10 protein-coding genes are annotated in these 13,817 nt (G+C 74.0%); 8 read left to right on the forward strand and 2 right to left on the reverse strand.

The window, feature by feature from the left end:
- Window positions 1-32 precede the first annotated feature (32 nt).
- Together ACYBSK_RS05665 and hemW are read left to right on the forward strand one after the other, a co-directional pair.
- A complete protein-coding gene (locus tag ACYBSK_RS05665; RefSeq protein ID WP_457475733.1) occupies window positions 33-1,985 on the forward strand; it encodes a SpoIIE family protein phosphatase in 1,953 nt (650 codons plus the stop codon).
- 45 nt (window positions 1,986-2,030) lie between these two features.
- Window positions 2,031-3,272 (forward strand): radical SAM family heme chaperone HemW, encoded by a 1,242-nt coding sequence (gene hemW, locus ACYBSK_RS05670; RefSeq protein ID WP_460245366.1) that lies wholly within the window; start codon window positions 2,031-2,033, stop codon window positions 3,270-3,272.
- Between the two features lie 644 nt (window positions 3,273-3,916).
- On the opposite strand, the gene ACYBSK_RS05675 is transcribed toward hemW, so the two are convergent.
- Together ACYBSK_RS05675 and ACYBSK_RS05680 are read right to left on the reverse strand one after the other, a co-directional pair.
- Window positions 3,917-4,747 carry a DUF3097 domain-containing protein gene (locus ACYBSK_RS05675; RefSeq protein WP_460245367.1) on the reverse strand — a complete coding sequence of 277 codons (831 nt, stop codon included), beginning with the start codon at window positions 4,745-4,747 and terminating at the stop codon, window positions 3,917-3,919.
- A gap of 34 nt (window positions 4,748-4,781) precedes the next feature.
- Entirely contained in the window at window positions 4,782-5,534 is a 753-nt protein-coding gene (locus ACYBSK_RS05680; protein ID WP_460245368.1) for an MBL fold metallo-hydrolase, read from the reverse strand.
- 148 nt (window positions 5,535-5,682) lie between these two features.
- Here ACYBSK_RS05680 and hrcA point away from each other — a divergent pair, with 148 nt between their 5' ends.
- The 6 genes from hrcA to ACYBSK_RS05710 all read left to right on the forward strand — a co-directional run bounded on the left by hrcA (window position 5,683) and on the right by ACYBSK_RS05710 (window position 13,668).
- The gene (gene hrcA / locus ACYBSK_RS05685) at window positions 5,683-6,699 is read left to right on the forward strand and encodes a heat-inducible transcriptional repressor HrcA (protein ID WP_457475737.1); all 1,017 of its coding nucleotides are present in this window, start codon (window positions 5,683-5,685) and stop codon (window positions 6,697-6,699) included.
- The gene (gene dnaJ / locus ACYBSK_RS05690) at window positions 6,700-7,836 is read left to right on the forward strand and encodes a molecular chaperone DnaJ (RefSeq protein WP_457475738.1); all 1,137 of its coding nucleotides are present in this window, start codon (window positions 6,700-6,702) and stop codon (window positions 7,834-7,836) included.
- 147 nt (window positions 7,837-7,983) lie between these two features.
- Complete coding sequence (locus ACYBSK_RS05695) at window positions 7,984-9,057, forward strand: nitronate monooxygenase (RefSeq protein ID WP_460245369.1); 1,074 nt, start codon at window positions 7,984-7,986, stop codon at window positions 9,055-9,057.
- Window positions 9,054-9,800: a 16S rRNA (uracil(1498)-N(3))-methyltransferase gene (locus ACYBSK_RS05700; RefSeq protein WP_460245370.1), complete on the forward strand. Its 747-nt coding sequence runs from the start codon at window positions 9,054-9,056 to the stop codon at window positions 9,798-9,800. The genes ACYBSK_RS05695 and ACYBSK_RS05700 overlap by 4 nt, the downstream gene beginning before the upstream one ends.
- Before the next feature lie 76 nt (window positions 9,801-9,876).
- Window positions 9,877-10,401, forward strand: coding sequence for a hypothetical protein (locus ACYBSK_RS05705; RefSeq protein WP_460245371.1), 525 nt, complete (start codon window positions 9,877-9,879; stop codon window positions 10,399-10,401).
- A 45-nt stretch (window positions 10,402-10,446) separates the two neighbouring features.
- Window positions 10,447-13,668 carry a S41 family peptidase gene (locus ACYBSK_RS05710; RefSeq protein ID WP_460245372.1) on the forward strand — a complete coding sequence of 1,074 codons (3,222 nt, stop codon included), beginning with the start codon at window positions 10,447-10,449 and terminating at the stop codon, window positions 13,666-13,668.
- Window positions 13,669-13,817: the final 149 nt, after the last annotated feature.

Genomic DNA, 13,817 nt, shown 5'->3' on the forward strand with positions numbered 1-13,817 from the left:
CGTCTTTGCCACAACTACTCGGGAGCCGAAACGTGGGTTCCATTCCGATCCAGCGGGAGAACGCCTTCAGCGCCCCCGGTTCGCCGGACGGTCCGCCCGGCGAACCGGCCCTCGCCCGCACGTCGCTGCCCGGAAACCCGCTCGCGCCCGCCGCCGCCCGCCGCTTCCTGCGGGCCGCTTTCGCCGACTGGACGGAACTGATCGAACTGTCGGTGTCCATGACGCTCGACGACCGTCTCGTCGACGACGCGACCGTCGTCCTCAGTGAACTCGTCACCAACGCCGTCGTCCACGCTGGCACCGGAGTCGACCTCCAGTGCCGCCTGGAGGCCGCGGCCCCCGACGGCACCGCCTCCGCGGGACTCGTCGTCGAGGTCACCGACCGGCATCCCGCCCGCGCCGTCCGCAACGACCGGTCCTTCCGCTCCCCGGAGACCCCCGAGTACGGGCGCGGGCTCCAACTCGTCGCCTCCCTCGCCGAGTCGTGGGGCATCACCTACGGGCGCGGCACCAAGACCGTCTGGGCGCGCATCCCCGCCGATGCCCCGACACCGCCCGCGGAGATCCCCGACGCGCCCACCCGCGTGCGCGGCCTCCAGCGCGGCCTGCGCGCCGCGGAGATCCTGGCGCCCGCCTCCCGGCGCGACACCCACGACCAGGACTGGATCAACCGCGGGGCGCTCTCCTTCCTCGCCGAGGCCTCCGACCTCCTCGCCGGCCAGCTCGACGAGGACATGGTCGCCGCGCTCGTCGGCCAGCTCCTCGTGCCCCGCCTCGCCGACTGGTGCGCCGTCTGGTTCTACGAGGAGGAGGGGCGCGGACTGCCCGGCGTCGTCGAGCACGACCCGCAGGGACCGACGGCCGTGCCCCGGCTCGCCCGCGTCTGGCACACCCACGAACACCGCACCGAGGAGCTGCGCGGACTCCTGGAGAAGGAACCCCCGCGCCTCGCCGACGGCCCGCACACCGGCGCGGTGCCCGTCCCGTGGCCCTTCGACACCCCCCTCGCCCAGGCCGCCGAACCCGCGGGCGCGGCGCTCGCCTACCGGCTCACCGCGGGCGGCCGCGCGCTCGGCATCCTGCTCATCGGGCGGGCCGGACTCGTGCGCTTCGCCGACGAGGTCACCGGGCTCGTCGAGGACTTCAGCCGGCGCGTCGCGCTCGCCGTCAGCGCGGCCCGCCGCTTCACCCGGCAGGCCACCATCAGCCGCATCCTCCAGCGCGGCCTGCTGCCCACGTCGATCGCCGAGATCCCCGACATGAAGAGCGCCCTCGTCTACGAGCCGAAGGAGGCGGGCGGCCCCGGCGGCGACTTCTACGACGTGTTCCCGGCCGGCGCCGGACGCTGGTGCTTCGCGCTCGGCGACGTCCAGGGCAAGGGCCCCGAGGCCGCCGTCGTCATCGGCCTCGTCCGCCCCTGGCTGCGGCTCCTGGCCCGCGAGGAGTACCAGGTCGCGCAGGTCCTCGACCGCCTCAACCGGCTGCTGCTCGACGACGCCACCGAGGCCTCCGACGCGGCGGCCCGCGCCCTCGCCGCCGCCGACGGCCGCGGCGTGCCGCCGGAGGGCTCCACCTCCCGCTTCCTGTCGCTCCTGTACGGCGAACTGACCCCCACCGAGGACGGCGTGATCTGCACGCTCGCCTCCGCCGGGCACCCGCTGCCGCTGCTCATGCGGCCCGGCGGGGAGGTCTCCGCCGCGGCCACGCCCCAGGTGCTGCTCGGCGTCGTCGACGACCCGGACTACACGAGTGAAACGTTCACCATGCGCACCGGCGACACCCTCCTCGGCGTCACGGACGGGGTGACGGAGCGGCGCCGCGGCCCGCTCCAGTTCGACGACGGGGACGGCCTGGCGAAGGCGCTCGCCGGGTGCGCGGGGCTCACGGCGCCGCTGCTCGCGGAGCGCATCCGCAGGCTCGTGCACGCCTTCGCGGACAGCCCGCCGGACGACGACCTGGCGCTGCTGGTGCTCCAGGCGCAGTGACGCCGGTGGGCGGGCGCGCTCCGGCAGTCTCCGCGAGGCGGGACAATGGGGGGCATGCCTTCCGCACTCCCCGACGGTGAGCCCGTGCCCGACGACGGTTCGCTCCCCGCCTCCGCCCTCGCCGGGGCCGAGTCCCGCCCCCTCGGCTTCTATCTGCACGTCCCGTACTGCGCCACGCGCTGCGGCTACTGCGACTTCAACACGTACACGGCGACCGAGCTGCGCGGCACGGGCGGCGTGCTCGCCTCCCGTGACAACTACGCCGGGACGCTGGTCGACGAGGTGCGCCTCGCGCGCAAGGTCCTCGGCGACGACCCGCGCCCGGTCCGCACGGTCTTCGTCGGCGGCGGTACGCCGACGCTGCTGCCTGCCGCCGACCTCGTCACGATGCTGGGGGCGATCCGCGACGAGTTCGGGCTCGCGGACGACGCGGAGATCACGACGGAGGCGAACCCGGAGTCGGTGGACCCGGCGTACCTGGAGACGCTCCGGGCCGGCGGCTTCAACCGGATCTCCTTCGGCATGCAGAGCGCCCGGCAGCACGTGCTGAAGGTCCTCGACCGTACGCACACGCCGGGGCGGCCCGAGGCGTGTGTCGCGGAGGCGCGGGCGGCGGGCTTCGACCACGTCAACCTCGACCTCATCTACGGCACGCCGGGGGAGAGCGACGACGACTGGCGGGCGTCGCTCGACGCGGCGCTGGGCGCCGGGCCCGACCACGTGTCGGCGTACGCGCTGATCGTCGAGGAGGGCACGCAGCTGGCGCGGCGGATCCGGCGCGGGGAGGTCCCCATGACGGACGACGACGTGCACGCGGACCGGTACCTGATCGCGGACGAGGTGCTGGGGGCGGCCGGGTTCGACTGGTACGAGGTGTCGAACTGGGCGACGTCCGAGGCGGGGCGGTGCCTCCACAACGAGCTGTACTGGCGCGGGGCCGACTGGTGGGGCGCCGGGCCCGGGGCGCACTCGCACGTGGGCGGGGTGCGGTGGTGGAACGTCAAGCACCCCGGGGCGTACGCGGCGGCGCTGGCGGGTGGGCGGTCGCCCGGGGCGGGCCGTGAGGTCCTCGCGGACGAGGACCGCCGTGTCGAACGCATCCTCCTTGAGCTGCGGCTCCGTGAGGGCTGCCCGTTGACGCTGCTGCGGGCGGATGGGCTCGCGGCGGCGCGGAGGTCGCTGGCGGACGGCCTCCTGGAGGCGGCGCCGTTCGCCGACGGGTACGCGGTGCTGACGTTGCGGGGGCGGTTGCTGGCGGATGCGGTGGTCCGCGCCCTGGTCGACTGACCGGCCCCGTGGCCGTGCCCCGCGTACCGCCCGCCCGGCACCGTGGCGCACCGTGGCTGACGCCTCCCGCCCTGCCCGCCCGGCACCGGGGCGCCGCCTTGCCCACCCTGCCGCCCTTGGCGGCAGATTGCCCAAGGCGGGTGCGGCCCGCCGCCAGGGTGGGGAGCCGTGCTTGCGGTGGGGTGCCCAAGGCGGGCACGGCCCGCCGCCAGGGCGGGGGAGCCGTGGTTGGCGGCGGGGTGCCCAGCGTACCGCCCGCCCGGCACCGTGGCGCACCGTGGCTGACGCCTCCCGCCCTGCCCGCCCGGCACCGGGGCGCCGCCTTGCCCACCCTGCCGCCCTTGGCGGCAGATTGCCCAAGGCGGGCACGGCCCGCCGCCAGGGCGGGGGAGCCGTGCTTGCGGTGGGGTGCCCAAGGCGGGCACGGCCCGCCGCCAGGGCGGGGGAGCCGTGGTTGGCGGCGGGGTGCCCAAGGCGGGCACGGCCTGCCGCCCGGGGGTGGGGAGCCGTGCTTGCGGTGGGGTGCCCGAGGCGGGTGCGGCCCCCTGGGTGCCGAGGTGGATGTTCGTTGGGGCGGTGGTGGGTGGGCCTATAGAGCCCCTGCGGCGATTGAGCAGCGGGGTGCGGGGCGGAGCCCCGAGGGGTTACGGCGTCGGGGCGGTGACGAAGTCGATGAGTTCTTCGACGCGGCCCAGGAGTTCCGGCTCCAGGTCCTTGTACGTGCGGACCCGCGAGAGGATGTGCTGCCACGCCTCCCCCGTGTGCGCCACCCGCCACCCCAGCGCCCGGCACACCCCCGTCTTCCAGTCCTGCCCGCGCGGGACGCGGGGCCACGCCTCGATGCCCACCGACGACGGCTTCACCGCCTCCCAGATGTCGATGTACGGGTGCCCCACCACCAGCGCGTGCTCGCTCGTCACCGACTGGGCGATCCGCCACTCCTTCGAGCCGGGGACCAGATGGTCCACCAGCACCCCGAGACGCGCGTCCGGCCCCGGCGCGAACTCCGCGACGATCGCCGGAAGGTCGTCCACCCCCTCCAGGAACTCCACCGCCACGCCCTCGATACGCAGGTCGTCGCCCCACACCCGCTCGATCAGCTCCGCGTCGTGCTTGCCCTCCACGTAGATGCGCCCCGCACGCGCCACCCGCGCCCGCGCACCGGGCACCGCCACCGAACCGGACGCCGTACGGGTCGGCCGGACCGGCCCCGCCTGGGCCGAAGGGCGGACGAGGGTGACGACCTTGCCGTCGATCATGAACGCGCGCGGGTCCATGGGGAACACCCGGTGCTTGCCGAACCGGTCCTCCAGCGTGACCGTCGGCCCCTGCGCCGTCTTCTCGACCCGGACCACCGCACCGCAGAAGCCCGTCGAGACCTCCTCGACCACGAGGTCCGGTTCCGCCGGGACCTCGGGGGCCGGGGTGTTGTTCCGCTTCCAGGGAGGCGTGAGATCGGGGGAGTACTGGCGCATCCGCCAGACGATAGGAGACCCCCGCCGCCACCCGTTACGACACGCCGGAACGCGCCGCCAATGTGGCGCGTTGCGCACGGACGAACCGCGCATTCACCGCCGAACCGTGCCCCGGCACGTACACCGCGTCCTCGCCGCCCAGGTCGAGCAGCCGGTCCAGCGCGGCCGGCCAGTGGCGCGGCGCCGCGTCCGGGCCCGCCTGGGGTTCGCCGGACTCCTCCACCAGATCGCCGCAGAACACGATCTCCGGCCCGCCGCCGGGCCCGCCCGGCACCAGCACCGCCAGGTCGTGACCGCTGTGCGCCGGGCCGATGTTCGCGAGCAGCACCGTCAGACCGCCGCCCAGGTCCAGCGTCCACTCGCCGCACACCCGGTGCGCCGGGGTGACCAGCACGTCGACCGCCTCCGCCGCCGCGTCCGGGGCGACACCGTGCCGCACCGCGTCGGCGCGCAGTTCCTCCGCGCCGCGTGCGAAGAGGACGTCGATGCCCACCGCCCCGTACACCTCGACACCCGCGAACGCCGCCGTGCCCAGCACATGGTCGAAGTGGGGGTGGGTCAGAGCGATGTGCGTCACTCTCCCGTGTGCTCCGAGGAGTGCGCGGGTGTCGGCGCGCAGCCGGGCGCCTTCACGCAGTGAGGATCCCGTGTCGATCAAGAGGGCCGCGTCCTCACCGACCACGAGGCCGCTGGTGCAGTCGAGGCCGGGCAGCCGCACCCGCCCCACGTTCGGCGCGAGCCCCTCCCATCCCGCCGAGGCCCAGTCGATGTCAGGCGCGTGCTCCATACCTCGACGCTAGCGCCCTTGCCGGGCCCGTACCCACCGGCCGTACACTGAGCCGGGGACGACTGGCACTCGCGTACAGGGAGTGCCAAAGCAGGAAGATCGCAACGATTGCGACGATCGCGACGGCAGTATCTGGAGGTGTGCGCCGATGCTCAGTGAACGCAGGCTCGAAGTGCTGCGCGCCATCGTCCAGGACTATGTCGGCACCGAGGAGCCGGTCGGCTCCAAGGCGCTCACCGAGCGGCACAAGCTCGGTGTCTCGCCGGCGACCGTGCGCAACGACATGGCGGCCCTGGAGGACGAGGGGTTCATCGCGCAGCCGCACACCAGCGCCGGGCGCATCCCCACGGACAAGGGCTACCGCCTGTTCGTCGACAAGCTGACCAGCGTGAAGCCGATGACCGCTCCGGAGCGGCGCGCCGTCCAGAACTTCCTGGAGGGCGCCGTCGACCTGGACGACGTCGTCGGCCGGACCGTGCGGCTGCTCGCGCAGCTCACCCGGCAGGTCGCGATCGTCCAGTACCCGTCCCTGACCCGCTCCACGGTGCGCCACGTCGAACTGCTCTCGCTCGCGCCCGCCCGCCTGATGCTCGTGCTGATCACGGACACCGGCCGGGTGGAGCAGCGGATGGTCGACTGCCCGGCGCCGTTCGGCGAGACGTCCCTGGCGGATCTGCGGGCCCGGCTGAACAGCCGCGTCGCGGGCCGCCGGTTCGCCGACGTACCGCAGCTGGTGCAGGACCTGCCGGAGGCCTTCGAGACGGAGGACCGCGGTACGGTCGCGACGGTGCTCTCCACGTTGCTGGAGACGCTCGTCGAGGAGTCCGAGGAACGGCTGATGATCGGCGGCACCGCCAATCTCACCCGCTTCGGACATGACTTTCCCCTCACCATCCGGCCCGTTCTCGAAGCCCTTGAGGAGCAGGTCGTGCTCCTCAAGCTGCTTGGTGAGCAGGGGGATTCGGGCATGGCCGTACGGATCGGTCACGAGAACGCCCATGAGGGACTCAACTCCACGTCCGTCGTGTCGGTCGGCTACGGTTCGGGCGGCGAGGCAGTAGCCAAGCTCGGCGTCGTCGGACCGACACGCATGGATTACCCGGGAACGATGGGAGCAGTACGCGCAGTGGCACGTTACGTCGGACAGATCCTGGCGGAGTCGTAAGTGGCCACGGACTACTACGCCGTACTCGGCGTGCGCCGCGACGCTTCCCAGGACGAGATCAAGAAGGCCTTCCGAAGGCTTGCGCGTGAGCTTCACCCGGATGTGAATCCGGACCCGAAGACTCAGGAGCGCTTCAAGGAGATCAACGCCGCCTACGAGGTGCTCTCCGACCCGCAGAAGAAGCAGGTCTACGACCTCGGGGGCGACCCCCTGTCGCAGGCCGGCGGCGGCGGAGCCGGTGGCTTCGGCGCCGGCGGGTTCGGCAACTTCTCCGACATCATGGACGCCTTCTTCGGCACGGCGTCGCAGCGCGGGCCCCGGTCCCGTACGCGGCGCGGCCAGGACGCCATGATCCGGCTGGAGGTCGAGCTCGACGAGGCGGCCTTCGGCACCACGAAGGACATCCAGGTCGACACGGCTGTCGTCTGTACGACGTGCAGCGGTGAGGGCGCCGCGCCCGGGACCTCCGCGCAGACCTGTGACATGTGTCGCGGCCGCGGTGAGGTCTCGCAGGTGACGCGGTCCTTCCTCGGCCAGGTCATGACCTCGCGGCCGTGCCCGCAGTGCCAGGGCTTCGGCACCGTGGTCCCCACCCCGTGTCCGGAGTGCGCCGGTGACGGCCGCATCCGCTCCCGTCGCACGCTGACGGTGAAGATCCCGGCCGGTGTGGACAACGGCACGCGGATCCAGCTCGCGGGCGAGGGCGAGGTCGGGCCCGGTGGCGGTCCCGCCGGTGACCTGTACGTGGAGATCCACGAACTGCCGCACCCGACCTTCCAGCGGCGCGGGGACGACCTGCACTGCACGGTGACCATCCCCATGACGGCGGCGGCGCTCGGCACGAAGGTGCCGCTCGAGACGCTCGACGGCATGGAGGAGATCGACATCCGGCCGGGCACGCAGTCCGGCCAGTCGGTCCCGCTGCACGGCCGCGGTGTCACGCATCTGCGGGGCGGCGGCCGGGGCGACCTCATCGTGCACGTCGAGGTCACGACGCCGCAGAAGCTCGATCCCGAGCAGGAGAGGGTGTTGCGGGAGCTGGCCAAGATGCGCGGTGAGGAGCGGCCCACGGGGCAGTTCCAGCCGGGGCAGCAGGGCCTCTTCTCCCGCCTGAAGGACGCGTTCAACGGACGCTGAGCCGCCGGGGCTCCGCCCCGGACCCCGCGCCTCAAACGCCGGCGGGGCTGATAAGTAGCCCCTGCGGCGATTGAGCAGCGGGGTCCGGGGCGGAGCCCCGGTTCGCGTCGATTCGGCGCCCCGGAGGGGACGTGGCACGATGCGGGCATGTCCTCCGCACCGACCGATCTCTGCCCCCTCCCGATCGTCCAGGCCCCCATGGCCGGCGGCACCTCGCACCCCGCCCTCGTCGCCGCCGTCGCCGAGGCGGGCGCGCTCGGGTTCCTCGCCGCCGGGTACAAGACGGCCGACGGGATGTACCAGGAGATCAAACAGGTGCGGGCGCTGACCTCCAGGCCCTTCGGCGTCAACCTCTTCATGCCGCCGACCGAGCACGCCGACCCGGCCACCGTCGAGGTCTACCGCAACCAGCTCGCCGGTGAGTCCACCTGGTACCGCACCCCGCTCGGCGAGACCGACAGCTGCGGCGACGACGGCTACGACGCCAAGCTCGCGATCCTCGTCGACGATCCGGTCCCCCTGGTCACCTTCACCTTCGGCTGCCCGGCCCTCACGGTCGTCCAGGCGCTGCAGCGCGTCGGCACCCGCGTCGGCGTCACCGTCACCACCGTGGAGGAGGCGCAGGCCGCGCAGGAGGTCGGCGCCGACCTGGTGTGCGTCCAGGGCATCGAGGCCGGCGGGCACCAGGGCACCCACCGGGACAACCCCGAGGCCGACGGCAGCGGGGTCGGGCTGCTCGCGCTCATCGCCCTCGTACACGAGGCCGTACAGCTGCCGATCATCGCCGCCGGAGGCATCATGCGGGGCGCGCAGATCGCCGCCGTGCTCGCGGCGGGCGCCGACCTCGCACAGCTCGGCACCGCGTTCCTGGTCACCCCCGAGTCCGGGGCGCCGGAGCCGCACAAGCGGGCCATGACCGACCCGCTCTTCGTACGGACCGAACTGACCCGCGCCTTCTCCGGCCGTCCCGCGCGCGGCCTCGTCAACCGGTTCATGCGCGAGCACGGCCCGTACGCCCCGGCCGCGTACCCGCAGATCCACCACATGACGTCGCCGCTGCGCAAGGCCGCCGCCAAGTCCGGTGACCCGCAGGGCATGGCGCTGTGGGCGGGGCAGGGGCACCGGCTCGCGCGGGAGCTTCCCGCCGGGCAGCTCGTCGAGGTCCTGGCCGCCGAACTCGACGCCGCGCAGGCCGCGTTGGCGCAGCGGGGTGCCGCGTGACCGCGCCGGTGTTCGTGGTGGAAGGGGCCGTGCCCGGCGACCGCTCGTACGTGCTCGACGGGCCCGAGGGGCGGCACGCCGTCTCCGTGAAGCGGCTGCGCGCCGGGGAGAGCGTCACCCTCACCGACGGGCGGGGCACGTGGTGCGAGGCCGTCGTCACCGGCGCCGAGGGCAAGGACCGGCTCACGGTCGACGCCGGACCGGTGCGCGTCGAGCCCGCACAGACGCCGCGGATCACCGTCGTCCAGGCGCTGCCCAAGGGCGACCGCGGGGAACTGGCCGTCGAGACGATGACCGAGACCGGTGTCGACGCGATCGTGCCGTGGGCCGCGTCCCGCTGCATCACCCAGTGGCGCGGCGACCGCGGCGTCAAGGCGCTCGGCAAGTGGCGGGCCACCGCGCGGGAGGCCGGGAAGCAGTCGCGCAGGGTGCGATTTCCGGTCGTCGAGGACGCCGCGTCCACGAAGGAGGTCGCCGCGCTGCTCGCGGGGGCCGACTTCGCCGCCGTCCTGCACGAGGACCGGGACGCGCCGAGCAGGGCACTCGCCTCCGCCGAACTGCCCGCGAGCGGGGACATCGTGCTCGTCGTGGGGCCCGAAGGGGGCGTCTCCCCGGAGGAGTTGGCGGTGTTCGGGGAGGCCGGGGCGGTACCGATGCGGCTCGGCCGCAGCGTGCTGCGTACGTCCACGGCCGGTACGGCGGCGGTCGCGTTGCTCCTGGGGCGCACGGGACGCTGGGGGTAGGAAGCGCCTGCCGGTTCTGTGACAGTGGCCGCAACCCCACTACCGACCCTGTACGTCCCCTGGCATTCTGCCGTGCATGCGGGGAATGAGGGGGTTGGGCGGACTGCTTCTCGGTGCTGCCGTCGTCGCCACGGGCGTCGCGTGCCAGCCGATCGAGGGCGACCTGAACCCGTCCACGGTCGCGACCACCACCGACAAGCTGGCCACCGAGGAGCTGAACCGGCAGAACGCCAACGTCGCCTGGATCAGCTGCATCGCCGAGTACAAGGGGCCCACCCCGTCCGGTGAGTCGGCGCCCGCCGAGATCAAGGTCGACTGCGAGGGCAGGACCAAGGACGGCAAGGACATCACCGTCGACGGGTGGGTGCGCGGCGTCGTCTCCGGTCAGTGCGTGCGCGGGAAGATCACCGCCCGCGTCGACAACAAGGTGTGGTTCAGCGTCGGCGTGCTCGGCAACTGCGCGGCCACGACCCAGGCCCCGGCACCGACCGAGGACCCGGGGCCCTCGCAGGACCCGCCGCCCGACGATCCGCAGCCCGGCGCCACGAGCACGGTGACCGTCACGGTGACGGCGCCCCCGCCCACTTTCCAGGGCAAGTGATCAGAGGGGCTGACGTGGGGCGCGGCCAAATTTAAGGTGGACGGGGTGACGACTCCTGCGTACCTCCGGTTCCCGCACCTGCAAGGCGAGTTGGTGGTCTTCACCGCCGAGGACGACGTCTGGGCGGCGCCCCTCGACGGCGGCCGCGCCTGGCGGGTCAGCGCCGACAACATGCCCGTCGGCCACCCCCGGCTCTCCCCGGACGGCGAGACCGTCGCCTGGACCTCGCGCCGCGACGGAGCACCCGAGGCGCACATCGCCCCGGTGGCCGGCGGCGCCTCCAAGCGCCTGACCCACTGGGGAAGTTGGACCACGAACGTACGAGGCTGGACCCCCGACGGCCGGGTGCTCGTCACCACCACGCACGGCCAGGCCTCGCTGCGCCGCAGCTGGGCGCGGGCCGTGCCGCTGGACGGCGGCCCCGCCGAGACCCTGCCGTACGGGCCCGTGGGCGGCGTCGCGTTCGGCCCGGACGCCCACGTGCTGCTGCTGTCCGCGCCGATGGGCCGGGAGGCCGCCTGGTGGAAGCGGTACCGGGGCGGCACCGCGGGCAAGCTGTGGATCGACCGGGGCGGCGACGGGGAGTTCGGGCGGCTGCACGAGGAGCTCGACGGGAACATCGAGTGCCCGATGTGGGTGGGGGAGCGCGTCGCGTTCCTCTCCGACCACGAGGGCGTCGGCGCGCTGTACTCCTCCCTCCCCGACGGCTCCGGCCTGCGGCGTCACACGGCCGTCGACGGCTTCTACGCACGGCATGCCGCCACCGACGGCGAGCGGGTCGTGTACGCGAGCGCCGGTGAGCTGTGGATCGTCGACGGCCTCGGCGAGGACGTGGAGGCGCGGCGGCTCGACATCCGGCTCGGCGGCCAGCGCGTCGACATGCAGCCGCGACCCGTCGACGCCACCCAGTGGTTCGGCGCCGCGTCCCCCGACCACACCGGCCGGGGCAGCGCCGTCAACGTGCGCGGCGCCGTGCACTGGGTGACCCACCGCGCGGGCCCGGCCAGGGCGCTCGCCGCGGAGCCCGGCGTACGGGCCCGGCTCCCGCACACCTTCCGCGTGGACGGCGAGGAGCACGTGGTGTGGGTGACGGACGCCGAGGGCGACGACGCCCTGGAGTTCGCGCCCGCCACCGGCGCCGCGCCCGGCGCGACACCGCGCAGGCTCGGCGCCGGACAGCTCGGCCGGGTGCTGGCCCTGACCGTGGCGCCCGACGGCGGCCGGGTCGCCGTCGCCTCGCACGACGGGCGGGTGCTGCTCGTCGAGCGGGACAGCGGCGACGTACGGGAGGTGGACCGCAGCGAGGACGGGAACGCGGGCGGGCTCGCGTTCTCCCCGGACTCCGCGTGGCTCGCCTGGTCGCACCCCGGGCCGCACGACCTGCGACAGCTCAAGCTCGCCAACACCACCGACCTGTCCGTCAGCGAGGCGACCCCGCTGCGGTTCCGGGACTGGGCGCCCGCGTTCACGCTCGACGGCAAGCACCTGGCGTTCCTGTCGGCGCGCTCCTTCGACCCGGTCTACGACGAGCACGCCTTCGACCTCGCGTTCGTCAGCGGCGCGCGGCCGCATCTGATCACGCTGGCCGCGACGACGCCGTCGCCGTTCGGACCGCAGCGGCACGGCCGCCCGTTCGACGCGCCGGACACCCCCGGGGCCGAGACGCCGGACAGCGAGGGCGCGCCCGCGACCCGCGTCGACCTGGAGGGGCTCCTCGACCGGATCGTGCCGTTCCCGGTGGAGGCGGCCCGCTACTCGACGCTGCGGTGCGCCAAGGACGGGGTGCTGTGGCTGCGGCACCCGGTGCGCGGCGTCCTCGGCGACTCGCGGGCCGGACGCGACGCCCCGGAACCCAAGACCCGCCTGGAGCGCTACGACCTCGCCCAGCAGCGCGTCGAGGAGATCGGCGCCGACGCCGACCACTTCGAGGTCACCGGCGACGGCAAGCGGGTGCTGCTGTGGACCGGCGAGGTCCTCAAGGTCGTCCCCAGCGACCGGCGCCCCGCCCACGACGAGGACAGCGACACGAACATCACCGTCGACCTGTCACGGGTCAGCCAGACCGTCGACCCGGCGGCCGAGTGGCGGCAGATGTACGCCGAGGCCGGACGCCTCATGCGCGACAACTTCTGGCGCGCCGACATGAACGGCGTCGACTGGGACGGCGTGCTGGAGCGGTACCGGCCGGTGCTCGACCGGGTCGCCACCCACGACGACCTCGTGGACCTGCTGTGGGAGGTGCAGGGCGAGCTGGGCACCTCGCACGCGTACGTGACACCGCGCGGCGGACGGGGCTCGGCGGCGCGCCGGCAGGGGCTGCTGGGGGCCGACATCTCCCGCCACGAGGACGGCAGTTGGATCGTCGACCGCGTGCTGCCCTCCGAGACGTCCGACCCGCGGGCGCGCTCCCCGCTGGCCGCGCCCGGAGTCGCCGTGCGGGCCGGGGACGCGATCACGGCGGTCGGCGGGCGGACCGTCGACCCGGTGACCGGGCCCGCGCCGCTGCTGGTCGGCACCGCCGACAAGCCGGTCGAGCTGACGGTCTCCCCGGCGGGCGGCGGCGATCCGCGCCACGTGATCGTGGTGCCGCTCGACGACGAGGAACCGCTGCGGTACCACGCGTGGGTCGCCGACCGGCGGGCGTACGTGCACGAGAAGTCCGGCGGGCGGCTCGGCTACCTCCACGTCCCCGACATGCAGGCGCCGGGGTGGGCGCAGATCCACCGGGACCTGAGCGTGGAGGTCGCGCGCGAGGGGCTCGTCGTGGACGTCCGGGAGAACCGGGGCGGGCACACGTCGCAGCTCGTCGTGGAGAAGCTGGCCCGCCGCGTGGTCGGCTGGGACGTGCCGCGCGGCAGCCGCCCCTTCACGTACCCGATGGACGCGCCGCGCGGCCCGGTCGTCGCCGTGGCCAACGAGTTCTCCGGCTCCGACGGCGACATCGTCAACGCGGCGATCAAGGCGCTCGGGATCGGGCCGGTGGTGGGCGTACGCACCTGGGGCGGCGTCATCGGCATCGACAGCCGGTACCGGTTGGTGGACGGGACGCTGGTGACGCAGCCGAAGTATGCGACCTGGATGGAGGGTTACGGGTGGGGTCTGGAGAACCACGGGGTGGATCCGGACGTGGAGGTGGTGCACGCGCCGCAGGACGCGGTGGCGGGGCGTGACCCGCAGCTCGACGAGGCGGTGCGCATCGCGCTGGCGTCCCTCGGCGAAAACCCGGCCAAGTCCGCGCCCACGTTGCCGCGCCCGTCCACGGAGTAGGCGTTACGGCCACGGGGCTCCGCCCCGGACCCCGCTGCTCAATCGCCGCAGGGGCTTGAATTGCCGAGACTTCGCCGCTAGACCACCGGCGGGGCTTGATGGATCAAGCCTCGCCGGCGATTGAGGCGCGGGGGCCGGGGCGGAGCCCC

Source organism: Streptomyces sp. BYX5S, assembly GCF_054724165.1.

Coding starts and splice junctions, on each gene's coding strand:
- hrcA (WP_457475737.1), top strand. CDS start 5,683: ATGCTCAGTGAACGCAGGCTCGAAGTGCTGCGCGCCATCGTCCAGGAC.
- ACYBSK_RS05675 (WP_460245367.1), bottom strand. CDS start 4,747: ATGCGCCAGTACTCCCCCGATCTCACGCCTCCCTGGAAGCGGAACAAC.
- ACYBSK_RS05680 (WP_460245368.1), bottom strand. CDS start 5,534: ATGGAGCACGCGCCTGACATCGACTGGGCCTCGGCGGGATGGGAGGGG.
- hemW (WP_460245366.1), top strand. CDS start 2,031: ATGGGGGGCATGCCTTCCGCACTCCCCGACGGTGAGCCCGTGCCCGAC.
- ACYBSK_RS05695 (WP_460245369.1), top strand. CDS start 7,984: ATGTCCTCCGCACCGACCGATCTCTGCCCCCTCCCGATCGTCCAGGCC.
- ACYBSK_RS05705 (WP_460245371.1), top strand. CDS start 9,877: ATGCGGGGAATGAGGGGGTTGGGCGGACTGCTTCTCGGTGCTGCCGTC.